Consider the following 25857-nt stretch of genomic DNA (forward strand, 5'->3'; position numbering starts at 1 on the left):
GGCGGTCAGCCCGGGAGGTGCGCGGCGACCTCATCGGCGGCCTCGGCGCCGAACGCCTCGGTGAACCGCTCCAGGAAGCTCTGCCGCGGGAGGTCGTACTCCTGGGTGCCGATCACCTCGACCGATGCGGTGGCGACGGCGGAGCCCAGCTGCGTGGCCCGCTCCAGCCCCAGACCCCAGGCGCGGCCCGCGATGAACCCGGCGCGCAGCGCATCGCCGCCACCGGTGGGCTCCACCGGCTTGGTCTCGGGCACCGCGATCACCGAGAGCGGCTCCTCGCCCTCCCGCCGCACCAGGACACCGTCGGCGGCGCGCGTGGTCACCCAGGTGCCGACCCGGGCGAGCACCTCGTCGGCGGTCCAGCCGGTCTTCTGCAGCAGCAGCGCCGCCTCGTACTCGTTGGTGAACAGCACCTCCGCGCCGTGGACCAGCTCACGGATCATCTCGCCGTCGGCCCAGGCCAGCTGCTGGCTGGGGTCGGCGGCGAAGGCGTAGCCCCGCTGCCGGCACTCCTGCGTGTGCCGGACCATGGCGGTCGGGTCGTTCGGCCCGACGACGACGAGGTCGGCGCTGCCGACCCGCTCGACGACCGGCGCGAGCTCGATCTGCGCAGCCTCGGCCATCGCTCCCGAGTAGAACGACGCGATCTGGTTGTTCGCCTCGTCGGTCGTGCACACGAAGCGGGCGGTGTGCTTCAGCTCCGACCAGTGCACGCTGCCGGTGTCGACCCCGTGGCGCGACAGCCAGGCCTCGTAGTCGGCGAAGTCGTTGCCGACCGCCCCCACCAGCACCGGGGTCAGCCCGAGCAGGCCCATCCCGTAGGCCATGTTCGCCCCCGCGCCCCCGCGGTGCTGGACGAGGTCGTCGACCAGGAAGGAGAGGGAGACGTTCTCCATCTGCCCCTCGACGAACTGCTCGGTGAACCGGCCGGGGAAGGTCATCAGGTGGTCGGTGGCGATGGAGCCGGTGACGACGATGGGCACGGGAGGCGCTCCTCCGGGTCGGGCTGCCTCGGGCCGCTGCGCCGCCGGGGGAAGCGGGCGGGGAACGGGAGACGAACAGTGGGGATCGGGCACCGCACACCCTAGGGGCCCTGTGCCGGCGCCGCCGTCGGAGAGACGGGTCAGCCCGACGGCGGGAGGTCGCCCTGGCCCGGACCGGCGAGCTCGGCCCCCAGCCACCGGCCCAGCTGCACCGTGCCGACGACGCCGAGCAGGAGCCCGGTGGCCGCGCCCGCGGTGGCGGTCAGGGTGGCGCCGTCGACGCCGGCAATCTCCAGGCCGCTGACCACCCCGGCTCCGCCCAGCGTGAGACCCGCCATGGCCACCCGGGTCGGCCGCTCCCAGAGCGAGATGGGGCCGGTCCGGTGCACCCCGGCCTGCCCGGCCCGGGCGCGCAGGTAGTCGGGCAGCCAGCACAGCGCGCCGAACGCGACGGCCAGCCAGCCCGGCGCCCCGGCCACCCACAGCGCCGCCGCGTAGGCGACCTCGGTGAGCCGGTCGACGACGGAGTCGAGGACGAACCCGCGCTGCGAGGCGCGCCCGGTGCCGATCGCCAGCGCGCCGTCGAGGCTGTCCAGCAGCCCGGAGAGCCCCACCAGCACCCCGGCCAGGACCAGCCAGGCGCCGCCCGCGGCCGCCGGCGGCACGGCCGCGGCCGCGACGACCACGCCGGCGGCGGTGGCGACGACCGGGGGCAGCGCGGCCAGTGGCCGGGCGAGCGCATGCGCGAGGGTCAGCCAGCCCCGCACGAGAGGTGCGGACGTGTCGGCGCCGCCGTGCCAGCGCGACCAGGCCTCGAGGTACTCCTCCCGGCTCAGCACGGTGCCCCCTCCCGCGACCGGCGCCGTCCGGTGACGCCGGCGCCTCCACCAGGGACAGTAGGTGAGTGCTCGCCGGTCTCTCCCCCGCCCGCCGCCGTCTGGTCGTCGCGGTGCTGGCCCTCGTCACCGCCGCCGTCGTCGCCCTCGGCGTGCTGCTGGTCACCCGGGGCGCCGACGTCGAGGGCCCCGGCCCGCAGGCGCGTCCGGGGCCGGTGCTGCTGGTGCCCGGGTATGGCGGGGGGACGACGTCGCTGCGGACGCTGGCCGATCGGCTGGAGCAGGCCGGCCGCGACGCCACCGTGGTGCCGCTGCCCGGGGACGGCACCGGGGACCTGGGCGACGCGGCCGCGGCGCTCGACGAGGCCGCCCGCGCAGCCCTGGAGCGCACGGGCGAGGAGAGCGTGGACGTCGTCGGGTACTCGGCCGGCGGGGTGATCGCCCGCCTCTGGGTGGCCGACGGCGGCGCGGAGGTGGCCCGCCGGGTGGTGACGCTGGGCTCGCCGCACCACGGCACCGGCCTCGCCGACCTCGCCGGCCAGATCGCCCCGGCCTCGTGCCCGGAAGGGTGCCGGCAGCTCGCGAGCGACAGCCCCGTCCTCGCCCGGCTCAACGCGGGCGACGAGACGCCGGACGGCGTGGGCTGGGTGTCGGTGTGGACGACGCTCGACCGCACGGTGACCCCGCCGGACTCGGCCCGGCTCGAGGGGGCGCTCAACCTGACCGTGCAGGAGGTCTGCGCGGACAGCCGGGTCGGGCACGGGCAGCTGCCCGGCGACCCGCTGGTGCAGGCGATCGTGCTCGAGCAGCTCACCGCCGGGGAGCCGATGGCGCTGGACACCGCCGACTGCGCCCGCCTCGGCGGCTGACGGCCCCCCGCAGGGTCCCGCCGCGAGCCCGCAGGAGGGGCTTGCTCAGCTGGTGACGTCCTTGGTCGTGAAGTTCGCCCACGCCGCGGCGAGCAGCACCCCCACGTAGACGGCCTGCAGCGCGAGCCCGCGGGTGATGTCCCGCCAGAGGACCGGGTCGCGGAACAGGTCGACGAACGCCAGCCAGTAGCGCGTCGGCAGGTAGGGCGCGATCGGCGAGGCGGCGTCCAGGGTGAACAGCAGCGAGGACGTGACCAGCACGGCCAGCGCACCCATCGTCGCCCCGAGCGGTGAGTCGGTGAGCGTCGAGAAGAACAGCGCGAAGGCCGCGACGCCGAGCATCGACACCCCGACGTAGCCGACCGCCAGCACGGTGCGGACGGCCAGCTCCTCCGCGGTGAGGGACGTCCCGGAGACCGACGTCCCCGCCCCCGGTACCGCCTCGAACAGCGTCGTGCCCACCAGGTAGCCGACGGCCGCCACCACGACCACGGTGACCAGCACGAAGGCCAGCACGGCCACGAGCTTGGCCACCAGCAGCCGGGTCCGCCCCGCCGGCCGGGCCAGCAGGTAGCGCAACGTGCCGGCCTGCGCCTCGCCGGCGACCGAGTCACCGGCGACCACCGCGACCGCGATGGGCAGGAACAGCGGCAGCACGATCGCCAGCGCGGCCAGCGGGTACAGCGCGCCGTTGGTGAGGACGGCGGAGAGGAACGGCGGGCCCTCCCCCGGCCGGGGCGCCAGGTCGGTGAGCACGAGCAGCACCGCCACGAGCACCGGGAGCGCATTGAGGACGGCGATCGTCGCCCAGGTGCGGGGCCGCCGGAACAGCTTGCGCAGCTCGACGGCGATCACCGCGCGCGCTCCACCCGGTCGGCGCTGGTGGCCGCGGCCGCCAGCACCACCTCCTCGAGGGTCGGGCGGTCGGCCGCGAGGCCGGTGACCGGGACGCCGGCGCGCACGAGGAGCGCGTTGACCTCCGCGGGGTCGCCGCCGCGCACCACCACCCGCTCGCCGTCCACCGCGGCGACGCGGCCGTCGAGCACCGCGCGCACCTGCTCGGGCGTCGGCGTGCGCACGACGGTGGCGCCGGTGGGCGCGGTGAGGGTGGCCAGGCCGTCCTGCAGCACCAGGCGGCCGCGGTCCAGCACGCCCACGCGGGTGCAGAGCTGCTCGACCTCGGCCAGCAGGTGGCTGGAGAGGAACACCGTCGTCCCGCCGCGGTGCAGCTCCAGCAGCAGCTCGCGGATCTCGGAGATGCCCTGCGGGTCCAGCCCGTTGGTCGGCTCGTCGAGCACCAGGAGCTCGGGACGGCGCAGCAGCGCGCCGGCCAGGCCCAGGCGCTGGCGCATGCCGAGCGAGTAGGCCTTCACCGGCCGGCGTCCCACGCCACCGAGGCCGACCTGGTCGAGCACCTCGGCGACGCGCCGGCGCCGGTCGCGGCGCACCCCACCGGGGCCGGCCGCGTCCAGCAGCGCGAGGTTCTCCCGGCCGGACAGGTGGCCGTAGGCGGCCGGTGACTCGATCAGCGCGCCCACCCGGGGCAGCACGCGGCGGCCGGCGCGCGGCATCCGCTCGCCGAGCAGGTCGATCTCCCCGCGGGTGGGCAGCACGAGGCCGAGCAGCATCCGGACGGTGGTCGTCTTCCCGGACCCGTTGGCGCCGAGGAACCCGTAGACGTCGCCGGCGCGCACGTCCAGGTCGATGCCGTCGACGGCGTGCACCCGCCCGTACTGCTTGGCCAGGCCGCGGGTCGCGATGACCGTGCTCACGGAGACCCGCCCAGGGCCGGCAACTGCGCGGCGGCCTCGACCAGCGCGTCGAGGGTGACCGTCCCGGTCAGCACGTACGGCCCCGCGTCCGGCGGGTCCAGCAGCATCAGCCCCACGGGGCCGGCCGCGATGCGGGTGCCCGCCTCGTCGGTGACGGCGTCCGGGCTCTGCCCCAGCGTGCGGCGCAGGCCGTCGGCCAGCCGGCGCGGCACGGGGGCGACGGCGAGCAGGGTGACCCCGCGCCCGTAGAGCCCGATGCCGGGCGGTGCACCCTCGATCATCCGGCGCGGCAGCCCGGCCAGCGTGGCGGGGAGGCGCACCGGGGCCAGCCGCCGGCCGGCCTCCAGCACGATCTCGGCCTGGTCCGCGGTGCGCAGGCGCGCGTCCGGGGGCGGGACGAAGGACGTCGTCGCGGCGTCCGGGACCCCCAGCTCCAGGTCGAGGAACCGGGTGTCCAGCGCCGGCACCTCCGAGGTCTCGTCGAGGATCACCACCTGCAGCGGCAGTCCGCTGGCCCGGTCCACCCACACGTCGACCCGCCGCACCGCCGAGGCGGGCTCCGCGGGGGTGGTGCGCAGCCCGAGGGCGTCGCGTCCGGCGATCCGCCGGGCACCGATGCGGGTCAGCTCCGCGTCGGCGGCCTCGGAGAGCAGCCGGCGGCCCAGGGTGGCGGGCAGCAGGTCCGGCGGCGCGGGGAGGGCGAGCGGCGTGGTGGCCGCACGCGTCGCGGTCGCGCGCTCGTACTCCCACGTCCAGGTGCCCCGCGCGTCGCGGTGGATGCCCGTCTCACCGGCCGTGGTGATCACGTCGACCCGGTGGTCGTCGGGCCCCCGCCACCACACGCGCATCTCGGTGCGGTCGCTGAACAGGTCGGCGACGGAGTCGAGCTGGTCGGTCACCGGCAGGGCCAGCCCCCCGGCCGACTCGGCGTACCCGGAGTACTGCACGTCGGCCGAGGCCAGCACCGCCGCGCGCAGCTCGGCCGCGGGCACGGACGGGTCGGCGACCGGGAGCGCGCCCACCAGCGCGGGCAGCGCGGCCAGGACGGCGACGACCACCCCCACGACGGCCCACCGCGGGGCCGCCGCCCGGAATCCGGACGCCATGGCGGCCACCGTAGCCCGCGGCCACCGGCCCGGCCGGATCTCCGGGGACCTCCACAGGAAGCTCACAGCGAGGCAGCCCCGGCGGGTCTACGCGAGCGCGATGACCAGGCAGCACCCGGCCAGCACCAGCACCAGCGGCGTCATGACGAACCGCTCCGGCCGGCTCCGGGAGATCCCGTTCATCACGATGCCGAGGGAGAAGTAGCCGGTCAGCACCCAGATGCCGACGTCCGCCACGGCAGCGGGGAGCCCCGCCAGCAGATCCGCGGCCTGCAGGACGACCACGGCGAAGACCGCGTAGAGGACGACGGAGACCGCGCTGCCGACGCGCAGCCGTCGCGGCAGCACGTCGTGCTGCCCACCCCACGCGAACCGGCCCCACGGCCGCCCGGCGGCGAGCGCGACCTGGAGGACGGCGAGGCCGCCCAGCACGACGCAGGCCAGCACGGCGGCTCCGGTGATCACGGGCACGACGCTATCGGCGGCGATCAAACGCCATGATCACGGCGCGCTGACGGCCTTGACGGATCGGTGCCTCCCCGCCCGTCGGGGACACCAGGGATGATCGTCGTCATGAGCTCGGACCCGATCCGTTCGCCGCAGCGTCTGGCCGCCGTGGCACGGACCCGCCTGCTCGACACCCCGCCGGAGGCCGAGTTCGACCGGCTCACCGAACTGGCCCGCGCCCTGCTGTCCGCACCGTTCGCCTTCGTGACCGTCGTCGACGACCGGCGTTCCTACTGGAAGAGCTGCCTCGGGGTGGACCTCCCGCCCGGCGTCCCGCCGCAGAACACCGTCGAGGAGTCGTTCTGCCAGTACGTCGTCAGCAGCGGCGAGCCGCTGGTGCTGGCCGACGTCCGGGAGATCGCGCTGACCCGCGACAACCCCTCGATCGAGTCGATGGGGGTCGTCGCGTGGGCCGGTTTCCCCGTGCGCACTCCCGACGGGGAGGTGCTCGGCACCTTCTGCGTGGTCGACACCCAGGTGCACGAGTGGAGCGACACCGACGTCGCGATGCTCGCCCACCTGGCCGCGGTGGCTTCCGACCAGGTCGCCCTGCGGATCGCCCTCGCCGACGCCCAGCGGCAACGACAGCGCGCGGAGCTGCTGGACCGCTCGGCCACGCTGCTCACGGCCGGGCTCGAGATCGACGACGTGCTGGACGCCGTCGGGAAGCTGGCGGTGGACGCGCTGGGCGACCACGCGGCCGTGCACACCGTGCAGCCGGGCGGGGTGCTGCGCCTGGCCGCGGCGCGTTCCAGGAACGGAACGCCCCGGCCGACGAGACGGGCAGCCGTGCGCATCGGCACCGGCGATGCGCAGGGCCCCGGGTGGGTGGCGGCGACCGGCCACAGCGAACTCGTCACCGACATCCCGGCGACGTTGGCGCCGCTCGACGAGCCGGTGCGCCGCGCCGCTGAGGCGCTGGGTGCGGTCAGCTCGGTGAGCGTCCCCCTGCGGCCGCCCGGCGCCGACGTGCTCGGCGTCCTCACCGTCGTGCGCACCGACGGCTCCCCACCCCACGACGCCGGCGACGTCGAGCTGGCCGAGGTGATCGCGGGCCGGGCCGCGCTGGTGCTCGACAACGCCCGGCGCTTCGGCCAGGAACGGGACTTCTCGCTGCGCCTGCAGGAGGCGCTGCTGACGCCCCCGCCCCAGCCCGAGCACCTGGCGATGGCCGTGCGCTACTCACCGGCGGAGCGCCGGGCGGCGGTGGGCGGCGACTGGTACGACGCCTTCCTGCTGCCCGACGGCGCCACGGCGCTCGTCATCGGCGACGTCACCGGGCACGACCGGACCGCCGCGGTCGCGATGGGGCAGCTGCGAGGACTCATCCGGGCCATCGCCTACGACACCGACGCCGCCCCGGCCGAGGTGCTGGTGCGTAGTGACATCGCCGCGGCCGGGCTGGTGATGGAGACGACCGCGACCGCCCTGGTGGCCCGGATCGACCGGCCGGACCCCGGTTCCGGTGGCCGGGTGCTGCGGTGGTCCAACGCCGGCCATCCGGCTCCCGCGCTGCTCGACACCGACGGGCGGGTGCGGCTGCTGGACACGAAGCCGAACCGGATGCTGGGCGTGGAGCCGGCGGTGCGGCGCGACGAGCACACCGCACTGCTCACCGAGGGCCAGACGCTGCTGCTGTTCACCGACGGGCTGATCGAGCGCCGCGGAGCGGACTACGACCAGGGCATCGCCGCGCTGCTGCAGGCGCTGGCCGGCCTGCACGAGCTGCCGCTCGAGGACCTGGCCGACACCCTGCTGCGGCGGCTGCAGCCGGCCGTCGCCGAGGACGACGTCGCGCTGATCGCCGTCCGGCCGCTCGCGGATTAGGTGGCGCGCTCGGCACCACTCGCGCGCTCACAGGTCGAGGTGGAGGCGCAACGCCTGGTCCAGAGCAGTCATCAACGATGCCGGCAGGCGACCGAGCGCCGGTCCGATGCGCTCGACCGCCACGGACCGGACCTGCTCGGCCTGCGCCTTGGATGCGACGCGCAAGCCGGCCGACCCTTCGGGGAGCAGGACCTGGAAGGGAAGGACGCGAGACACGTTCCTGGTGACCGGGATGATCGTCACCACTCCCCTTCCGAGCCGTGCCGCCGCCGCGTTGGCGTGGTCGTTGCTCACGACAATTCCCGGACGGCGCTTGCGGGCCTCACTGCCACGACCGGGATCGAGCTCGACGAGCCGGACTTCGCCGCGGCGCATCAACCGATCCCGTCGGCGTCGACGCCTTCCCACGCCGCTTGGTCGTCTGAACCCTCCCAGTCCTCCCACGCCTCGGCGTAGGCCCTGTCGAGGTCCGCTCGCCGCAGGAGGTTGATCGCGTACTGGATAGCGGCCGAGCGGGATTGCAACCCGGCCTTGCTGACGTGCTCGTCGACGACGGCCAGGTCGTCGTCGGACAGGCTGATGCTGAGCTTCACCGCGCCGATGCTACTTCGGTAGCACCGCCGGTCGCATCGATTGCTCCCACACGGCATTGCGGAATCGCCTCCAGCCCCACCAGCCGCGGGCGTGCGCGGCGATCGGGTCGGTGCCCCCCAGGGGCCACGTCGTCAGGTAGACCCTTCACGGTCGGTGTGCGAACAGGCAGGCTCGGCGGCGAGTAACGGAACGGGGCAGATCGCGTGGATGGTTTCGAGGGCAAGGTCCAGTTCGTGTGGCAGGTCGCCGACCTGTTGCGCGGTGACTACAAGCCGGCCGAGTACCGCGGCGTGATCCTCCCGCTGCTCGTGCTGCGCCGGCTTGACGCCGTCCTGGAGGAAACCAAGCCCAAGGTCCTGGCGCGGGCCGAGCAGCTCAAGGGCGTGACCGACAACCCCGACGTCCTGCTCCGGGACGCGGCCGGAGTGCCGTTCTACAACGTCAGCCCGCTGACGTTCACCAAGCTGCTCGATTCCCCCAACAACCTGGCGCAGCAACTGCGCGCCTACATCGGGGCCTTCTCCCCCGGCGCCGCGCAGGTGCTGGAGAAATACCGGTTCGACGAGCAGATCAGCCGGCTCGACGACGCCGGCCTGCTCTACCTGGTGCTGGGCAAGTTCGCCGACCTGGACCTTCGGCCGGAGGTCGTGCCCAACCACGCGATGGGCTATATCTTCGAGGAGCTGCTGCGGAGATTCTCCGAGCTCTCGAACGAGACGGCGGGTGAGCACTTCACCCCGCGCGAGGTCATCCGGCTGATCGTGAACCTGCTCTTCGGCGAGGATTCCGACGTGCTCACCGGCACCGCCCCGGTGCGGTCGATCTACGACCCAGCCTGTGGCACCGGCGGCATGCTCAACATCGCCGACCAGTACCTGACGCGGCTCAACCCGAAGGCCCGGCTGGAGATGTTCGGCCAGGAGCTCAACCCCGAGACCTGGGCGATCGCGCGGTCGGACCTGCTGATCCAGGGCCAGGACCCGGAGCGGATCGTGCTGGGCAACACGCTCACCGCCGACGGGCACGCCGACAAGCGCTTCGACTACCTGCTGGCCAACCCGCCGTTCGGGGTCGACTGGAACAAGTCGGCCGCCGCGATCAAGGCCGAGGCGGCGCAGCCCGGCGGCCGGTTCAGCGCCGGACTCCCCCGCGTCTCCGACGGATCCCTGCTGTTCCTGCAGCAGATGATCGCGCGGATGAAGCCGGCCGAGGACGGCGGCAGCCGCGTCGCCATCGTCTTCTCCGGCAGCCCGCTGTTCGCCGGTGCCGCCGAGTCGGGCGAGAGCAACATCCGCCGCTGGATCATCGAGAACGACTGGCTCGAGGGCATCGTCGCCCTGCCCGACCAGCTCTTCTACAACACCGGGATCAGCACGTACGTCTGGATCGTCACCAACCGCAAGCGCCCGGAGCGCGAGGGCAAGGTGGCGCTGGTCGACGCCCGCGGCGAGTGGTCGAAGATGCGCAAGTCGCTGGGCGACAAGCGCAAGTACCTGGACGACGCGCACATCGAGGCGGTCACCCGGCTGTACTCGGATGCGCTGGAGCTGGCCGACGCCGACGAGCGGGTGAAGGTCTTCGACGACGACACCTTCGGCTTCCGCCGGATCACCGTCGAGCGGCCGCTCCGCCGCCGCTGGACGGTGACCGAGGAGACCGTCGAGGCCGTCCGCGCGGCCAAGCCCGTGGTCGCCCTCTCCCTTGGGGACGACGACGCGCGGAAGACCCACGACGCCGTGCTCGGCGCGCTGGGCGATCTCGTCGGGACGTCGGAGGGCACCGAGGCAGCGTTCACCAAGCTGCTGCTCAACGCCTGCACTGCGCGGGCGCAGATCGGCCTGCCGCCGGCGATCAAGAAGGCTGTGCTGACGGCGGCCGCTGTGGCGGACCCGGACGCGCCGGTCGTGGTCGACAGGAAGGGCGAGTCGCTCCCCGATCCGGACCTGCGCGACAACGAGAACGTCCCGCTCACCGATGACGTCGACGAGTACGTCGAGCGTGAGGTGCTCCCCCACGTTCCCGACGCCTGGGTCGACCACACAAAGACCAAGATCGGCTACGAGATCCCCTTCACCCGGTTTTTCTACAAGTACGTCCCTCCGAGGCCGCTGGCCGAGATCGACGCCGAGTTGGAGCGGGTGGAAGCGGAGATCCAGCAAGTTCTCGATGGGCTCAAGCGATGACCCGCACCGTTCGCGCTCGGTTCCTGTTCGATCGGCGTGAGGTCCGAGGCGTGAATGCGCCTCTCGCTTCCGCGACGAAGGACGGGGTCAGCCTCCGGAGCGATGCAGAGAACGCGGTGTGGAATCCTGGCGACGATGTGAGCCTGTATAAGCTCGTCGAACCCGATGACTTCGTCATCGGCTTGCGCTCGTTCCAGCATGGGCTCGCCCGCTCTCAAGTACGCGGCCTCGTAAGTCCCGCGTACACGGTTCTCCGCGCGAGAACGAAGGATGTCGTCCCGGGCTATTTCGCCTTCTACTTCAGAAGCGCACCGCTTATCGCCGCCTTGGACAACCTGTCGCAAGGCATCCGCCAAGGACGCACGATCCCCTACGAGCCGTTCTCTGATCTCCGTTTTCCTGTGCCGAGCGGAGAGGAACAATGTCGCATCGCGGCCTTTCTCGATGATCAGACGCTAAGGCTTGATAGGGCCCTCGCCCTTCGGCAACAACAGGTCGACATGCTTGAGGCGCGATTGCAGTCAACCATCGATTCGCTGGGCGCGGGGATTCACAGGTCGCTGGTCGGCGCACCTCGCATCAAGGCTGGGCACCTTATCCGGGTGTTGCCCGGATACGCCTTCCCGAGTTCTGACTTCTCGACCACAACAGGCCAGCGACTGCTCAGGGGCATCAACGTTGGTGTCCGGAGCACCTCCTGGAACGAAGTGGTGTACTGGACCGGGCATGACCCCGACGTCGAACGCCGCTTCTCCTTACAAGTCGGCAGCGTCGTGATGGGCATGGACCGCCCATGGATTGGTGCTGGACTACGGATTACGCGCTTGACCGAGGAGGATCTCCCGGCCTTACTTTTGCAGCGAGTAGCGCACCTAATCCCCGGGCCTCGAGTCGATGCGGCGTACATGTGCTGGGCCTTTCAGGCACGACGCTTCCGCACAGAAGTGGAGGGGCAGCTGACTGGGCTTTCTGTGCCACATCTGAGCGGAGAGCAGATTTCGGCGTACCGGCTGCCGATTCCGGACATGCCTACGCAGGAGAGGGTGGCCACCGAGTTGGATGATCTGGCCTCTGCCACGGCGTCCGCTCGCGCCGCCCTAGCTCGTTCACAAGCCCTACTGATGGAACGCAAGCAGACACTGATCACCGCGGCCGTCACCGGGCAGTTCGACGTCACGACGGCTCGGGCGGTTGCGTGATGGCGGGGCACACCGAGTCGGATTTCGAGGCCGCGATCGAGGCCCACCTGTTGCAGCACGGCTGGCGGCACGGTTCACCCACCGACTACGACGTCACCCTCGGGCTCGACCCGGTCCAGTTGATCGAGTTCATCCAGGAGACCCAGCCGAAGACTTGGGCGAAGCTCACCGAACGCCACGGTGGCGCCGTCGTCACCAAGGTGGTCAAGCGGATCGCCGAGGAGATCGACAGCCACGGCGTCGTCCAGGTGCTCCGCCGCGGAGTGAAGGACTCCGGCCAGCGCATCCAGCTCGCCTTCTTCCGGCCCACGCACGGGCTCACGCCGGAGCTGGTGGAGAACTACGCGAAGAACCGGCTGCTGGTCTACCGGCAGCTGCACCACAGCGAATCGTCGCCGCACCAGTCGCTGGACCTGATGCTCGCCGTCAACGGCATCCCCGTGGCGACCGCGGAGCTCAAGAACCACTTCACCGGCCAGACCGTCGAGCACGCGAAAGCCCAATACCGGGACCCGAAGCAGCGCAATCCCGCCGACCGCATCTTCGCCGGCCGTGCCCTGGCGCACTTCGCCATCGACCCCGACGTCGTGTTCATGACCACCAAGCTCGACGGCCCCAAGACCGTCTTCCTGCCGTTCAACCAGGGCTCCGACGGCCCCGGGCGCAAGGGCGGCAAGGGCAACCCGGTCAACCCACAGGGGCACCGGACCGCCTACCTCTGGGAGCAGGTCTGGGCGCCGGACACCTGGCTGGACCTGCTGCACCGCTACGTCCAGGAGACGGTCCCGAAGCAGGGCGGCCGGAAGGTCCTCTTCCCCCGCTACCACCAGTGGGACGTCGTCGAGCGGCTCACCGCGCACGCCGCCGTCCACGGTGCCGGGCAGAACTACCTGCTCCAGCACTCCGCCGGCTCGGGGAAGTCGAACTCGATCGCCTGGCTGGCCCACCGGCTGGCCGACCTGCACTCCCCCAGCGACCCGGCCGCGCTGGCCCCGGACGCGGGCATCGGCAGCGACGAGCTGGTGTTCGACAAGGTCGTCGTCATCACCGACCGGCGGGTGCTCGACGCCCAGCTGCAGGCGACCATCTCCGGCTTCGAGCACGTCCAGGGGCTGCTGCAGCGGATCGACCAGGACTCCCAGCAGCTGAAGGCCGCCCTCGCCGACGCCAAGACGAAGATCATCATCACCACGCTGCAGAAGTTCCCGGTGATCGCCAGGGACGCCACCGTCGTCGGCAAGCGGGTCGCGGTGATCGTCGACGAGGCGCACTCCTCCCAGTCCGGTGACGCCGCACAGGGCTTGAAGAAGGTGCTCGGCGGCGCCGACCCGCTGGCCGCTGCCGAGGCCGAGGCCGCCGGTGCCGAGGCGACGCAGGCCGACGACCAGGACCTGCTGGTCTCAGCCATCACCGCGGCCGTGAACTCCACGAACCCGGTCGCGGAGTCCGCAGAGTCACGCGGTCGCAGCAAGAACCTTTCGTTCTTCGCGTTCACCGCCACGCCCAAGGGCAAGACGCTGCAACTGTTCGGCACGGCACGCGACGAGGCCGGGACGACGGTCTACGAGCCGTTCCACCTCTACTCGATGCGGCAGGCGATCGAGGAGGGCTTCATCCTCGACGTCCTCGCCAACTACGTGACCTACAAGCGCTACTACCGGCTGGCCAACGGGCTCACCAGCGACGACCCCGAGGTGGAGAAGGGCAAGGCCGCCGTCGCACTGGCTCGGTTCGTCGACCTGCACCCCTCGAACCTCGACCAGCGCGCCGAGATCATCATCGAGCACTTCCGCACCGTCACCGCCGGCAAGATCGGCGGCAAGGCCAAGGCGATGGTCGTGACGGGCAGCCGGCTGCACGCCGTCCGGTACCTCGCCGCCGTCCAGCGGTACCTGGCGAAGAAGCAGCTCACCGGCATCCGGGCGATGGTCGCCTTCTCCGGCAGCCTCGTCGATCCTGACTTCCCCGGTGACGCCGTGACCGAGAGCGGGCTCAACGGCTTCCCCGAGACGCAGACCAAGCAGCGCTTCCACGACGAGGGGCAGCTGCTGATCGTCGCGGAGAAGTACCAGACCGGCTTCGACGAGCCGCTGTTGCACACCATGTACGTGGACAAGAAGCTCGAAGGCGTCAAGGCGGTACAGACGCTCTCCCGGCTCAACCGCATCCACGCCGGCAAGGAAGACACCTTCGTCCTCGACTTCCGCAACACCGCCGAGGAGATGCGCGAGCAGTTCGCCCCCTTCTACGAGACGAGCTGGACCGAGGAGACCGACCCGAACCTGCTCTACAACCTGCAGACGCGGATCGAGAACCACCACGTCATCGACCCGGAGGAGCAGCAGAAGGCGGTGACGGCGTTCCTCCTCGGCAACTCCGCCACGCACGCGACCGTGTCGGCCAACGTCGACCCTGCCGTCCTCCGTGCCGGCAATCTCCCCGAGCACGAGCTGACCGACCTGCGCGACGCGCTCAAGGCGTTCGTCCGCGCCTACGCCTTCCTCGGCCAGGTCATGAAGTTCACCGACGAGGAGCTCGAGAGCCTCTACCTCTACGGCAAGCTGCTGCTGGCCAAACTGAAGGAACCCACGGGCGGCGGAGGCTCGATCGACCTCGGCGACACCGCCCTCGAGTTCATCGGCCACCAGGCCGGGATCGCGACGAGCGGCAGCAACACCCCGGGCGAGAGCAGCGGCGAGATCGAGAGCTTCACCGGCGAGGGCCGCGGCGGCACCGTCGAGGAAGCGCTCATGATCAAGCTCTCCGAGCTCATCGACACCTTCAACGCCGCGCACGGCATCGACCTCAGCCAGGCCGAGAGCCTGCTCATCTACGTCGGCGTGCCCAGCCACCTCTCCGATGACGAGGACGTCCAGCAGCGTGCCGCGGACAACACCGAGGAGCAGTTCTCCTTGACGATCCGAAAGGACGACATCGCCGGCGCGCTCTTCCAGAACCAGGAGAGCTCCAACAAGTTGCTGAAGGCGCTGCTGGAGAACGAGACGTTCGCCGACGCCGTGCAGAAGATCATCAGCACCGAGACCTGGAAGGCCGCCCGCCGCAAGCACGACGAGAAGGCGGCGTGACAGAGGCCGGTTCGACGGAGGAGCCATCGTGGGGGATTTGAAGCTGTTCAGGCTCGATGTCGGCAAGGCGACCGAACTCGTCGGTGCGGCGATGGCGCTGGAGAAGTCCCTGCAGACTCTCATCGAGCAGAACATGGAGACGCTGTTCGGTGTCCGTTTCCTGGCCAGCGAGTACTCCACGGGAATCAAACACGGTGGCCGGATGGATTCACTCGGCATCGACGAGAACGGCAATCCCGTCATCTTCGAGTACAAGCGCGCGGTCAACGAGAACGTGATCACCCAGGGGCTGTTCTACCTGGACTGGCTCATGGACCACCGCGGGGACTTCCAGTTGCTCGTGCAGGAGCGACTCGGGGCCAAGGTGCCCGTCGACTGGTCCAACCCGCGCCTGGTCTGCGTGGCCGGCGACTTCACGAAGTACGACCAGCACGCCATCGCGCAGATGAACCGCAGCATCGAATTGGTCCGGTACCGGAGCTATAACCAGGGACTGCTCGCTCTGGAACTCGTCGCATCCACCACCGCGACGGCGACGGCAGCCGGTCAGCCGAGCGGTGCGACGACCGGGAACGGCTCCTCGAGCGGGGGCACGTCCACGACGGTCTCCCAGTACTACGAGAAGGCGCCGCAGGCGTTGAAGGACCTGTACGACTCCCTGGAGCAGTACCTCGTCGCCCTCGGGGACGACGTCACGAAGATCATCAACAGAAACTACTTCGCGTTCCGGCGGCTGAAGAACTTCGCCCGCGTCGAGGTACATCCTCAGACGAAGAAGCTACTGGTGTACGTCAAGGTGAACCCGGACGAGGTCGCGCTGGAAGAGGGCTTCACCCGTGACGTGCGAGAGCTGGGGCATTTCGGGACCGGCGACCTGGAGATCACCATCGGGGATGCGGAAGCTCTCGCCAACGCCTACGAACTGATAGCCAAGAGCTACGAGGCCAGCTGAACCACCGGCGCCGGTCGGACGGTGATCACCCGACCGGCGGAAGAGCCGGCACCACGTCCGTGTGACCGAAATCGTCACCCTTGAACAGAAGCGGCTTCCCGCTCTCCACGGCGAGCGCATAGGCGAAGCAGTCCCCGAAGTTCAGCCGCGCCGCGTGTCCACTGCCTTTCCCGAAGTCCCGGTAGGCCGATCGGGCCACGAGCGCCTGACCGACCGTGACAGGAGCGATCTCCAGGTGCATGACCCGCACCAACTCGTCGAAGCGTCGCCGGGCGACCGGGTCCCGCGTCGCATCGACGACGATGGCCGCCTCGAGGTAGTTGGCGGCTGACATCTGAGGAGCGGCATCCGCGGCGAGCGCGTCGATGAACGCCTCGGCGTCGGGCTCGCCCCGGATGATGGCGATCAACGCCGATGCATCGACGATCACGCGGGCATGCCGGCGTCGTCGTACAGGAGGTCGCCGTGCTCGACGGTCGCCAGGTCTCCCCGGAATCGGGGCGCGATCTCCTTGGCCAGAGCTCTGATGCGGGCCGCGCGGTGCGCGGCCGTGTCCACCGGCGAGTCGACCTGGAGGCGGGCCAGCTTCTCCCGTAGGGCCTGGGCCACGGCAGCGGTTATCGAGGTCCCGGTGACGGCGGCGACCTCACGTGCCAGATCCTCCACCTCGGCATTCTTGATGTTGAGACTCATGGTGGAAATCTACAACTCGCGTCCACCCTTCCACCAGATCGTGCGAGGGGCCGCAGCGGACGGGCGGGGACTTCCCTCCGCTCGCGGCGCGGCAGGTTGCCGTGCTCGTGGTGTTGTCGCCGTCCTCGCTCTGCAGCACGAGGGCGGCGGCGGCACGGTGAGGATCGCCATCCTGGGTCCGCAGTGGCCGGCGGAACGGTCACCGGCGCATGGGCCGCGCGTCCGGCCGGGTAGAGCCGCTCCATGGCTGCCCCGATCAGCGACGCCGTCGTCGTCGACGTCCTGCGCCGGCTCGACCGGCTGCTCACCCCCCTGGCCACCCGGCTGGGCCGGCCCCCGGAGCTGCCGCGCGCGGAGCGCGACGAGTGGTGGGCCGACCGGGTGTCCAAGGTGGCCGCCGGGGTGTCGGCGGCGCCCCGCTTGGCGGGAAAGCTCGCCGACCTGCTTCCGCTGCAGAACACGGTCGGCGCCGCGGTGCAGTCGCTCGTCGTCCTCGGCGTCGCGGGCGAGCACGGGGTCGAGGCGCCCGCCGAGCGGGTGTCGCTGCTCGCCCGGGTGCTGCTGCGCCGCGAGCTGGGCGCTGCGCAGGTCGAGCCGCTGCTCACCCGCACCAGGGGCACCTACGTGGAGGGCGCGCTCGGCCCGCGGGACGAGCGCCGCGGGGCCGCGGGCGCGGTGCGGACGCTGTGGCGCGCGGCCCGTCTCCTGAGCCGCATCGACGACGCGCTCGACGCCCGGCCGAAGGGGAAGCTGTTCGCCCGCGCGGTGTCGAACCTGCCGGTCGTCGGGGTCGCCGGCGGGTACGCGTCCGAGCGCGAGGGCCTGCGCCGCGCGGCCGCCCGCGCCGCCGACCTGCTGGAAGGAGCGGGGCCGGCCCGGTGACCGCTCAGCGGACGGCGGGTGCGCGTCCGGCCAGGTTGGCGAACACCTCGCGGGTCGCCGTGGAGCGGTTCATGGTGATGAAGTGGATGCCCGGCACACCCTCGTCGAGCAGCCGGCGGCACAGGTCCGTGGCCACCTCGACGCCGAGGGCGCGGACCGCCGCCTTCTCCTCCGGCCGGTCACCGTCCAGCGCCTCGAACCGCTCGGCCAGCTCGGCGGGGAACGCCTGACCGGACAGCTGGACGATCCGGGTGATCTGCCGGACGTTCGTGACCGGCATGACCCCGGCGATGACCGGCACCTCGCAGCCGCGCGCGACCACCCGGTCCCGCATGCGCAGGTAGTCCTCGGCCCGGAAGAACATCTGGGTGATGGCGAAGTCGGCGCCGGCCCGGCACTTCGCCACGAACATCTCGACGTCGGTGTCGAAGTCCGGCGAGCGCGGGTGCCGCTCGGGGAAGGCGGCCACCCCGACCGAGAAGTCGCCGATCGAGCGGATCAGCTCCACCAGCTCGGCGGCGTAGTCCAGCCCCTCGGGGTGGGCGACCCACTCCGCCTGCGGATCGGCGCCCGGCGGGTCGCCCCGCAGCGCCATGATGTTGCGGACCCCGGCCGCGGCCAGCCTGCTGATCACGTGCCGCAGCTCCGCGATGCTGTGGTCGACCGCGGTCAGGTGCGCCAGCGGCGTCATCGTGGTGTCCGCCGCGATCCGCTCGGTCATCGCCACCGTGCCCTCGCGGGTGGAGCCACCGGCCCCGTAGGTCACCGAGACGAACGAGGGGTGCAGGCGCTCCAGCTCGCGCAGCGCCGTCCAGAGCTGCTCCTCCCCCGCCGGCGTCTTCGGCGGGAAGAACTCGAACGACCACGTCGGGTGCCCGGTGGCCAGGAGCTCGCGGACGGTGGGTGTCACGGCACCCGAGGGTACGGGCGGGGCGGCCCCGCGCCCGCAGCCGTCCCCCGGGAAGGGTCGCGCAGGTGCATCCAGACCGGGCCGCGGCGAGGAAGAGGCCGTGTCCCGGACGACGGAGCGACGGAGGAACGATGCAGCCGACCACCTCGGCCGCCCTGCTGGCGGGGCGGCACCCCGCCGGGTTGGGCGATACTGACCACATGATCGCCGGGGCGCAGCAGCGCGAGACCGCCCGCCTCGCTCCCCCGCTGTCGGTCGCCGACCTCGACCGGGTGCGGGCCGCGGTCGCCGAGGCGCTCACCGATTTCCTGGACCAGCAGCGCGCCACGCTCGCCGCGATGGACGCCAGCCTCGTGCCGGTCGTCGACGAGGTGCGCGCCGTCGCCGAGGGCGGCAAGAAGCTGCGCCCCTCCTTCGCCTACTGGGGCTGGCGCGGGGCGCGCGGCCAGGGCCCGGGCGCCGGGGAGGACGAGGAGGCCGTGCTCCGCGCGGTCGCCGCCCTGGAGTTCGTGCACGCCAGCGCGCTGGTGCACGACGACGTGATGGACGCCGCCGGCACCAGGCGCGGCCGACCCAGCACGCACGTCGGGTTCGCCGACCGGCACACCGGCTCCGGGTTCTCCGGCGACCAGGAGCTCTTCGGCGTCGGCGCGGCGATCCTCGTCGGCGACCTGGCGCTGGTCTGGTCCGACGAGCTGCTGCGCTGCTCGGGCATCTCCGAGGCGGCGCTGGGCCGCGCCCGCGCCGTCTGGGACACCATGCGCACCGAGGTCACCGCCGGCCAGTACCTGGACCTGCTGCGGGCCGCCGGTGGCTTGCCGGGCCCCGACGGCGCCCTCACCGTCGCCCGCTACAAGAGCGCGGGGTACACCGTCCAGCGGCCGCTGCAGCTGGGCGTGGCGATCGCCGGAGCCGGGCCGCGGGTCGTCGAGGCCTGCACCGCCATCGGGTTGCCCCTGGGCGAGGCGTTCCAGCTGCGCGACGACCTCCTCGGCGTCTTCGGCGACCCGGAGGTCACCGGGAAGTCCGTCGACGACGACCTGCGCGAGGGCAAGCAGACCCTGCTGGTCGCCCTGGCCGCGGAGGCGGCCGACGGCGCGGGGCGCACGCTGCTCGACGAGCTGCTGGGCAACCCCGAGGCCGGGCACGAGGAGTTCGAGGCGCTGCGCGCGCTGCTGGTGAGCACCGGCGCCCGCGACCGGGTCGAGGAGCGCATCGCCCTCGGCACCGCACGGGCCCGCGAGGCGATCGCCGAGGCGCCGCTGGCCGACGACGCCCGCAAGGCGCTGGACGCGCTCGCGGTCGCCGCGACGTCACGCACCGCCTGATGGTCCGCACCGTCCCCGGGCGCACCGACCGCGTCGTCGTCGTCGGCGCGGGGCTCGCCGGCCTGGCCACCGCGCTGCGGCTGCGCGGGGCCGGCCGCGAGGTCACCGTCGTCGAGCGCGCCGGCGGCCCCGGCGGGCGGGCCGGGCGCATCGAGCGCGACGGCTACGCGCTGGACACCGGGCCGTCGGTCTTCACCGCGCCGGAGGTCGTCGCCGAGACCCTCGCCGCCGTCGGTGAGCGGCTGGAGGACCGGCTGGAGCTGCGCCGGCTGGAGACCGGCTACCGGGCGCAGTTCGCCGACGGCACGCACCTGGACGTGCACGCCGACCCGGAGGCGTTCGCCGCCGAGGTGGCCGCGCTGTGCGGGCCGGGCGAGGCCGAGGCGCTGCGGCGCTACCTCGCCGACCTCGCCGACCTCTACCGCCTGCAGCTCACCACCTTCATCGATCGCAACCTGGACTCGCCGCTGGACCTGCTCGGGCCCGAGCTGCTGACGCTGGCCCGGCGCGGCGGGTTCGGCCGGCTGTCGACGCACGTGGGCAGGTACTTCGCCGACGACCGGCTGCGCCGGCTGTTCAGCTTCCAGGCGCTCTACGCCGGGGTCTCCCCCTTCCGCGCCATCGCCGCCTACGCGGTGATCGCCCAGCTCGACATCGGCGCCGGCGTGTGGCACCCGGTGGGCGGCATCGGGGCGGTGCCGCGGGCGCTGGCCGCCGCCGCGGCCGACGCGGGCGTCACCTTCCGGTACGACACCGCCGTCGACGAGCTCGAGCTCCGCGGCGACCGCGTCAGCGGGGTGGTCCTGGACGGCGGCGAGCGGCTGCCCGCGGACGCCGTCGTCGTCACCACCGACGCCCCGCACGCGCTGGTGCCGGGGCTCCGCGGACCCCGCCGCCCGGTCTACTCGCCCTCCTGCGTCGCGCTGCACCTCGGCGTGCGGGCGGAGCTGCCCGACCAGGCGCACCACACGATCAGCTTCGGGCACTCCTGGCGGCAGGTGTTCGACGAGCTGACCCGGGACGGCCGCCCCATGAGCGACCCCAGCCTGCTGATCAGCATGCCCTCGCGCACCGACCGGTCGCTGGCCCCGGACTCCGCGGACGGGAAGCACTGCCAGGTGCTGAGCGTCGTCGCCCCCACCCCGAACCTGGACCGGCGCAGCGGCGGCAACCCGGATCTCGACTGGGCGACCCTCGGGCCGCGCTACCGGGAGGAGCTGCTGGCCGTGCTGGAGACCCGCGGTGTCACCGGCGTCTCCGGCGCGATCGAGGTGGAGCACATGGACACCCCGGCCACCTGGGCGGCGCAGGGCATGGCCGCCGGCACCCCCTTCGCGCTGGCGCACACCTTCGGCCAGACCGGTCCGTTCCGCCCCGCCACGCTGCCGCGCCGCGGCCCGGAGAACGTGGTGCTGGCCGGGTCGTCGGTGCAGCCGGGAGTCGGCGTCCCGATGGTGCTGATCAGCGGCCGGCTGGCCGCCGAGCGGATCACCGGACCGGTGGCGCGGTGAGTCCCCTCCGGCCTCCGGGCACCCAGGCCGCCCGGCAGGCGCAGCTGGCCGCCGCCTACCGGCACTGCGCCGCCATCGCCGCCGAGCACGGCAAGAGCTACCACCTGGCCACACGGCTGCTCACGCCCGAGCGGCGGCCGGCGGTGCACGCCCTCTACGCCGCGGCGCGGGTCGCCGACGACTTCGTCGACCACCCCGGCGCCGACCCGGCCGGTGACCTGATGACCTGGTCCGATGCGCTGCTCACCGAGCTCGGGACGGGCTGGTCGGACGACCCGGTGCGGCTGGCCCTGGTCCACACCTACCGCCGCTACGGGATCCCCGTCGAGCACCTGGTCGACTTCCTGGCCGCCATGACCAGCGACCTCGACGTCACCGGTTACGCCGACCTCGACGCGCTGGACCGCTACATGTGGGGCTCGGCGTCGGTGATCGGGCTGCAGGTGCTGCCGGTGCTCGGCACCGCTCCGGGGGTGACCCGGGAGGAGGCGGCGCCGCACGCCATCGCCCTCGGGGAGGCGTTCCAGCTGACCAACTTCCTGCGCGACGTCGGCGAGGACGTCGACCGCGGCCGGGTCTACCTGCCCGCCGACCTCATGGCCGCCCACGGGGTGACCCTCGAGCAGCTGGCGGCCAAGCACCATGACGCGCGGTTCGCGGCGCTCATGCGGGAGATGGTGGCGATCGTCCGCCGCCGCTACGACGACGCCGCGCCCGGCACCCCGATGCTCGCCCCCGAGTCGCGCGACTGCGTGCGCGCCGCCACCGACCTCTACGGCGGCATCCTCACCGAGATCGAGCGCGCCGGCTACCGGGTGCTCGACCGGCGGGTGTCGGTGTCCAGGCCGCGGCGCCTGGCGGTGTTCGCCCGCCGGTTGACCGCTGCCCAGCTGGCCAGGGTGAGGGTGACCATGGCGAACCCGAAGAGCAGGTCCTCCACCGGCGCGTAGGCGATGCGCGGCCCCCAGACGGTGGCCGGGTCGTAGGTCACCACGTCCAGCCCGGTGAGCACGCCGTTCATCAGCAGCTGGAAGGTCACGATGATCGCGTAGGCCACCCAGAACACCGGCCGGGTGACCATCCGGGTGCGGTAGACCGCCAGGTCCACCACCAGGACGCCGACGACGGCGCTCACGGCCAGTGCGGAGTAGCTCACCTCGCCTCCGCCTCCTCGGCGGGATAGCCCGCGTCCCAGCCGGTCACCTTCCGCACCGCCTCCAGGGCCAGCACCGAGCACAGCGGGACGACGAGGAAGAACAGGATCTCCTCCACCGGGATCCCGCCGGGCAGCCGGACGCCGACGGTGCGCTCGGCCGAGTAGTCCCAGTGGCCCTGCGCGATGGCGTAGAGCACCCAGCTGACGAAGACGGCGAACTCCGGCAGGACGGCGAGCAGCAGCCGCCGCCAGCGGGCGTACACGCGCACGCCCAGCACCAGCTCCAACGGCGCGGTCACCACCAGGCAGCCGGCCAGCAGGCCCAGGTACGTCAGCTGCTCCACGGGTCGGCCTTCCGTTCCCGCGCCGCTCCCGGATGCACCCGGCTCAGAACGCCAGCGCCTGGGCCCGGCGGGTGACCTCGGTGTGCCGGTCGTCGCGCAGCGCCTGCACCGGGGTGCCGGGCAGCGACTCGTCCTCGCGGAAGAGCCAGTCGAAGGCGTCCTCGTCGCTGAACCCGCCGTCGCGCAGGACGGTCAGCAGCCCGGGCAGGTGCTTGAGGACCGCGCCGTCCTGCACGAACGCGGCGGGGATCCTGCCGTTCCCGCTTCCGGGGACGGCCATCAGCTTCCGGTCGCGCAGCAGCTGCCGGACCCGGTTGGGCGAGGTGCCCAGCAGCTGGGCGACCTCCGCGGGGGTGAGCGTGTCCATAGAGTGTCAGCCTATGGCGAGCGGCGGACCAGCGAGCAGCCCGGTACCGGGGTCCAGCGGGCGGGACGAGGCGGCCGAGGTCGCCGAGGAGCCCCGCGCGGAACCGCCCTTCGTGGACTTCGCGGAGCTGGAGGCCCGCTCGCGGCAGCTGCTGGCCGAGCCGGTGTACGACTACTACGCCGGCGGCGCCGAGACCGAGACGACGATGCGCGAGGCCACGGCCGCCTGGCGGGCGTGGCGGCTGCGGCCGCGGGTGTTGCGCGGCACCACGACCGCCGCGCTCGGCACCGAGCTGCTGGGCAGCCCGGTGCGCACCCCGATCGGCATCGCCCCGTGGGCCTACCAGGCCATGGCGCACCCCGACGGCGAGCTCGCCACCGCCCGGGCCGCCGCCGCCACCGGCGCCCTGATGACCGTGTCCACCAGCGCGAACCACAGCTTGGAGGAGGTCGCCGCCGTCGCGCCCGCGAGCCCGAAGTGGTTCCAGCTCTACCGGCTGCACTCCGAGCGGCACACCGACGACCTCGCCCGCCGCGCCGGGGACGCCGGCTACCGGGCGCTGGTCCTGACCGTCGACGTCCCGCTGCTCGGGCGCCGCCGCCGCGACCTGCGGCACGACTTCGTGCACCGCGCCGGCGTGCGGATGGCGAACCGGCCGCCGGAGGGCGAGGAGCCGACGCTGGACGGCCTGGCCACCGGCACCTGGACCTTCGACGAGATCGCCCGCTTCGGCGAGCTGTCCGGGTTACCCGTGGTGGTGAAGGGGGTGCTCCGGGGCGACGACGCGATCCGCTGCGTGCAGGCCGGCGCCGCCGCCGTCTGGGTCACCACGCACGGGGGCCGGCAGGTGGACCCGGCGATCAGCAGCGCGCAGGCGCTCCCCGAGGTGGTCGAGGCCGTGGGCGAGGAGGTCGAGGTCTACGCCGACGGCGGCATCCGGTCGGGCTCGGACGCGCTGACCGCGCTCGCCCTCGGCGCGTCGGCGGTCTTCCTCGGCCGGCCGGTCGTGTGGGGGCTCACCACCGGCGGCGAGGCGGGCGTGACCCGGGTCCTCGCCGGGCTCACCGAGGAGCTCGAGCACACGATGGTGCTGTGCGGGCTGGACAACGTCCGGTCGGTGCCCGCCGACACCGTGGTGGCGGCGCGATAACCTCTCCGAGGGCCGTGACTGGCGCGTCGAGGTGGACCACCACCGGGGAGCGGCCCGCACCACCGTCGCCGTGCGCCTGGGCACCTCACCGTCGTTCAGCGCAGGAGCCCCCATGACCGCAGCCCGCACCACCCACTCCTTCGACGGCGCCGCCGCCTCGGCCGCCTACCGCAGCGCCCTGGAGGTCATCGGGGCCGTCGAGCCCCGGGTCGCCGACGCGATCGGCCAGGAGCTCACCGACCAGCGCGGCTCGCTGAAGCTGATCGCCAGCGAGAACTACGCCAGCCCCGCCGTGCTGCTCACCATGGGCAACTGGTTCAGCGACAAGTACGCCGAGGGCACCGCCGGGCACCGCTTCTACGCCGGCTGCCAGAACGTCGACACCGTCGAGGCGCTCGCCGCCGAGCACGCCCGCGAGCTGTTCGGCGCGCCCTACGCCTACGTCCAGCCGCACTCGGGCATCGACGCCAACCTCGTCGCCTTCTGGGCGGTGCTCGCGCAGCGGGTGGAGCTGCCCGCCCTGCAGCAGGCCGGCGCCCGTCACGTCAACGACCTCACCGACGCCGACTGGGCGACGCTGCGCCGCGCACTGGGCGACCAGCGGATGCTCGGCATGTCCCTGGACGCCGGTGGCCACCTCACCCACGGCTTCCGCCCCAACATCAGCGGCAAGATGTTCGAGCAGTCCTCCTACGGCACCGACCCCGCCACGGGGCTGCTCGACTACGCCGCGGTCCGCGCCCGGGCGCGCGAGTTCCGGCCGCTGGTCCTCGTGGCCGGCTACTCGGCCTACCCGCGGCGGGTGGATTTTGCGGCGATGCGCGAGATCGCCGACGAGGTGGGCGCCACGCTCGTCGTCGACATGGCGCACTTCGCCGGCCTGGTCGCCGGCAAGGTGCTGACCGGCGACTTCGACCCGGTGCCGCACGCGCACATCGTCACCAGCACCAGCCACAAGTCCCTGCGCGGCCCGCGCGGCGGGTTCGTGCTCGCGCAGCCGGAGTTCGCCGACGCCGTCGATCGCGGGTGCCCGATGGTGCTCGGCGGCCCCCTCCCCCACGTCATGGCCGCCAAGGCGGTGGCGTTCGCCGAGGCCCGGCGCCCCGAGTTCGCCGGCTACGCGCAGGCGGTGGCCGACAACGCGCAGGGCCTGGCCGAGGGGCTGACCAGACGCGGCGCCCGGCTGGTCACCGGGGGCACCGACAACCACCTGGTGCTCGTCGACGTCACCGGGTTCGGGCTCACCGGCCGCCAGGCGGAGTCCGCGCTGCTGGACGCCGGCATCGTCACCAACCGCAACGCCGTCCCTGCCGACGCGAACGGGGCCTGGTACACCTCCGGCATCCGGCTGGGCACCCCGGCGCTGACCAGCCGCGGTTTCGGCTCGGGCGAGTTCGACCGGACGGCGGAGCTGATCGTCGACGTGCTGTCCGCCACCACGCCGGCCGCCACACGCGACGGCGGCGCGTCGCAGGCGAAGTACGTCGTCGCCGAGGGGGTCGCCGAGCGCACCCGCGCGGCCGCCGCCGAACTGCTGGCGGCGCACCCGCTGTACCCGGGCCTCGACCTCGCCTGAAGCCGCACCTCCCGTGGGGCGCAGGT

General features: G+C 72.7%; 25 protein-coding genes, 1 pseudogene and 1 riboswitch. Of the genes and pseudogenes, 12 read left to right on the forward strand and 14 right to left on the reverse strand.

What is annotated here, in order from left to right:
- Positions 1–5 precede the first annotated feature (5 nt).
- Both QOZ88_RS17895 and QOZ88_RS17900 read right to left on the reverse strand, forming a co-directional pair.
- Complete coding sequence (locus QOZ88_RS17895; RefSeq protein WP_306001074.1) at positions 6–983, reverse strand: carbohydrate kinase family protein; 978 nt, start codon at positions 981–983, stop codon at positions 6–8.
- Between the two features lie 140 nt (positions 984–1123).
- Positions 1124–1822 (reverse strand): CDP-alcohol phosphatidyltransferase family protein, encoded by a 699-nt coding sequence (locus QOZ88_RS17900; protein WP_306001075.1) that lies wholly within the window; start codon positions 1820–1822, stop codon positions 1124–1126.
- 65 nt (positions 1823–1887) lie between these two features.
- Between QOZ88_RS17900 and QOZ88_RS17905 the strand changes: the two genes are divergently transcribed.
- Positions 1888–2688 (forward strand): lipase family alpha/beta hydrolase, encoded by an 801-nt coding sequence (locus tag QOZ88_RS17905; protein ID WP_306001076.1) that lies wholly within the window; start codon positions 1888–1890, stop codon positions 2686–2688.
- A gap of 45 nt (positions 2689–2733) precedes the next feature.
- Here QOZ88_RS17905 and QOZ88_RS17910 read toward each other — a convergent pair whose 3' ends face one another.
- The 4 genes from QOZ88_RS17910 to QOZ88_RS17925 all read right to left on the reverse strand — a co-directional run bounded on the left by QOZ88_RS17910 (position 2734) and on the right by QOZ88_RS17925 (position 6031).
- Entirely contained in the window at positions 2734–3543 is an 810-nt protein-coding gene (locus tag QOZ88_RS17910; RefSeq protein WP_306001077.1) for an ABC transporter permease, read from the reverse strand.
- Positions 3540–4460 carry an ABC transporter ATP-binding protein gene (locus tag QOZ88_RS17915; RefSeq protein ID WP_306001078.1) on the reverse strand — a complete coding sequence of 307 codons (921 nt, stop codon included), beginning with the start codon at positions 4458–4460 and terminating at the stop codon, positions 3540–3542. The genes QOZ88_RS17910 and QOZ88_RS17915 overlap by 4 nt, the downstream gene beginning before the upstream one ends.
- The gene (locus tag QOZ88_RS17920; protein ID WP_306001079.1) at positions 4457–5566 is read right to left on the reverse strand and encodes a sigma-E factor regulatory protein RseB domain-containing protein; all 1110 of its coding nucleotides are present in this window, start codon (positions 5564–5566) and stop codon (positions 4457–4459) included. The genes QOZ88_RS17915 and QOZ88_RS17920 overlap by 4 nt, the downstream gene beginning before the upstream one ends.
- Before the next feature lie 87 nt (positions 5567–5653).
- Entirely contained in the window at positions 5654–6031 is a 378-nt protein-coding gene (locus tag QOZ88_RS17925; RefSeq protein WP_306001080.1) for a hypothetical protein, read from the reverse strand.
- 108 nt (positions 6032–6139) lie between these two features.
- Here QOZ88_RS17925 and QOZ88_RS17930 point away from each other — a divergent pair, with 108 nt between their 5' ends.
- Positions 6140–7900 (forward strand): SpoIIE family protein phosphatase, encoded by a 1761-nt coding sequence (locus QOZ88_RS17930; RefSeq protein ID WP_306001081.1) that lies wholly within the window; start codon positions 6140–6142, stop codon positions 7898–7900.
- Between the two features lie 27 nt (positions 7901–7927).
- Here the strand turns inward: QOZ88_RS17930 and QOZ88_RS17935 are convergent, their stop codons facing one another.
- Complete coding sequence (locus tag QOZ88_RS17935; protein ID WP_306001082.1) at positions 7928–8275, reverse strand: type II toxin-antitoxin system PemK/MazF family toxin; 348 nt, start codon at positions 8273–8275, stop codon at positions 7928–7930.
- A complete protein-coding gene (locus QOZ88_RS17940; RefSeq protein WP_306001083.1) occupies positions 8275–8493 on the reverse strand; it encodes a ribbon-helix-helix domain-containing protein in 219 nt (72 codons plus the stop codon). Before QOZ88_RS17940 ends, QOZ88_RS17935 begins: the two co-directional genes overlap by 1 nt.
- A gap of 204 nt (positions 8494–8697) precedes the next feature.
- Here QOZ88_RS17940 and QOZ88_RS17945 point away from each other — a divergent pair, with 204 nt between their 5' ends.
- Genes QOZ88_RS17945 through QOZ88_RS17960 form a run of 4 tightly spaced genes read left to right on the forward strand, consistent with a single transcriptional unit; the run spans position 8698 to position 15914 of the window.
- Positions 8698–10677: a type I restriction-modification system subunit M gene (locus QOZ88_RS17945; protein WP_306001084.1), complete on the forward strand. Its 1980-nt coding sequence runs from the start codon at positions 8698–8700 to the stop codon at positions 10675–10677.
- Positions 10674–11876 (forward strand): restriction endonuclease subunit S, encoded by a 1203-nt coding sequence (locus QOZ88_RS17950; RefSeq protein ID WP_306001085.1) that lies wholly within the window; start codon positions 10674–10676, stop codon positions 11874–11876. The genes QOZ88_RS17945 and QOZ88_RS17950 overlap by 4 nt, the downstream gene beginning before the upstream one ends.
- Positions 11876–14962, forward strand: coding sequence for a type I restriction endonuclease subunit R (locus QOZ88_RS17955; RefSeq protein WP_306001086.1), 3087 nt, complete (start codon positions 11876–11878; stop codon positions 14960–14962). Before QOZ88_RS17950 ends, QOZ88_RS17955 begins: the two co-directional genes overlap by 1 nt.
- Positions 14963–14990: 28 nt before the next feature.
- Positions 14991–15914, forward strand: coding sequence for a DUF5655 domain-containing protein (locus QOZ88_RS17960; protein ID WP_306001087.1), 924 nt, complete (start codon positions 14991–14993; stop codon positions 15912–15914).
- 25 nt (positions 15915–15939) lie between these two features.
- Here QOZ88_RS17960 and QOZ88_RS17965 read toward each other — a convergent pair whose 3' ends face one another.
- Both QOZ88_RS17965 and QOZ88_RS17970 read right to left on the reverse strand, forming a co-directional pair.
- Positions 15940–16344 (reverse strand): type II toxin-antitoxin system VapC family toxin, encoded by a 405-nt coding sequence (locus tag QOZ88_RS17965; RefSeq protein WP_306001088.1) that lies wholly within the window; start codon positions 16342–16344, stop codon positions 15940–15942.
- Positions 16341–16607 carry a type II toxin-antitoxin system VapB family antitoxin gene (locus QOZ88_RS17970; RefSeq protein ID WP_306001089.1) on the reverse strand — a complete coding sequence of 89 codons (267 nt, stop codon included), beginning with the start codon at positions 16605–16607 and terminating at the stop codon, positions 16341–16343. Before QOZ88_RS17970 ends, QOZ88_RS17965 begins: the two co-directional genes overlap by 4 nt.
- 243 nt (positions 16608–16850) lie before the next feature.
- Here QOZ88_RS17970 and QOZ88_RS17975 point away from each other — a divergent pair, with 243 nt between their 5' ends.
- Positions 16851–17489, forward strand: a complete 639-nt coding sequence (locus QOZ88_RS17975; protein ID WP_306001090.1) for a hypothetical protein — start codon at positions 16851–16853, stop codon at positions 17487–17489.
- A 4-nt stretch (positions 17490–17493) separates the two neighbouring features.
- Here QOZ88_RS17975 and metF read toward each other — a convergent pair whose 3' ends face one another.
- Positions 17494–18399, reverse strand: a complete 906-nt coding sequence (metF, locus tag QOZ88_RS17980; protein ID WP_306001091.1) for a methylenetetrahydrofolate reductase [NAD(P)H] — start codon at positions 18397–18399, stop codon at positions 17494–17496.
- Positions 18400–18530: 131 nt separating this feature from the next.
- Here metF and QOZ88_RS17985 point away from each other — a divergent pair, with 131 nt between their 5' ends.
- The 3 genes from QOZ88_RS17985 to QOZ88_RS17995 are packed head-to-tail and all read left to right on the forward strand — an operon-like array spanning position 18531 to position 22188.
- Entirely contained in the window at positions 18531–19727 is a 1197-nt protein-coding gene (locus QOZ88_RS17985) for a polyprenyl synthetase family protein (RefSeq protein ID WP_306001092.1), read from the forward strand.
- Positions 19727–21238 carry a phytoene desaturase family protein gene (crtI, locus tag QOZ88_RS17990; protein ID WP_306001093.1) on the forward strand — a complete coding sequence of 504 codons (1512 nt, stop codon included), beginning with the start codon at positions 19727–19729 and terminating at the stop codon, positions 21236–21238. Before QOZ88_RS17985 ends, crtI begins: the two co-directional genes overlap by 1 nt.
- Positions 21235–22188 carry a phytoene/squalene synthase family protein gene (locus QOZ88_RS17995; protein WP_306001094.1) on the forward strand — a complete coding sequence of 318 codons (954 nt, stop codon included), beginning with the start codon at positions 21235–21237 and terminating at the stop codon, positions 22186–22188. The genes crtI and QOZ88_RS17995 overlap by 4 nt, the downstream gene beginning before the upstream one ends.
- On the opposite strand, the pseudogene QOZ88_RS23115 reads toward QOZ88_RS17995, so the two are convergent.
- The 3 genes and pseudogenes from QOZ88_RS23115 to QOZ88_RS18010 all read right to left on the reverse strand — a co-directional run.
- Positions 22185–22475: pseudogene (locus QOZ88_RS23115) on the reverse strand (hypothetical protein); the annotation flags it as partial. The gene QOZ88_RS17995 and the pseudogene QOZ88_RS23115 sit on opposite strands and share 4 nt — an antisense overlap.
- The gene (locus QOZ88_RS18005) at positions 22391–22738 is read right to left on the reverse strand and encodes a lycopene cyclase domain-containing protein (RefSeq protein ID WP_306001095.1); all 348 of its coding nucleotides are present in this window, start codon (positions 22736–22738) and stop codon (positions 22391–22393) included. The pseudogene QOZ88_RS23115 and the gene QOZ88_RS18005, both read right to left, overlap by 85 nt.
- 43 nt (positions 22739–22781) lie before the next feature.
- Entirely contained in the window at positions 22782–23105 is a 324-nt protein-coding gene (locus QOZ88_RS18010) for an Rv2175c family DNA-binding protein (protein WP_306001096.1), read from the reverse strand.
- Positions 23106–23118: 13 nt separating this feature from the next.
- Here QOZ88_RS18010 and QOZ88_RS18015 point away from each other — a divergent pair, with 13 nt between their 5' ends.
- Together QOZ88_RS18015 and QOZ88_RS18020 are read left to right on the forward strand one after the other, a co-directional pair.
- Positions 23119–24255, forward strand: coding sequence for an alpha-hydroxy acid oxidase (locus QOZ88_RS18015; protein WP_306001097.1), 1137 nt, complete (start codon positions 23119–23121; stop codon positions 24253–24255).
- 4 nt (positions 24256–24259) lie between these two features.
- Positions 24260–24344, forward strand: a riboswitch (ZMP/ZTP riboswitch).
- 23 nt (positions 24345–24367) lie between these two features.
- Entirely contained in the window at positions 24368–25831 is a 1464-nt protein-coding gene (locus QOZ88_RS18020) for a glycine hydroxymethyltransferase (protein ID WP_306001098.1), read from the forward strand.
- The last annotated feature ends 26 nt before the right edge of the window (positions 25832–25857 follow it).

The organism is Blastococcus carthaginiensis, assembly GCF_030731085.1.
GTDB lineage: Bacteria > Actinomycetota > Actinomycetes > Mycobacteriales > Geodermatophilaceae > Blastococcus > Blastococcus carthaginiensis.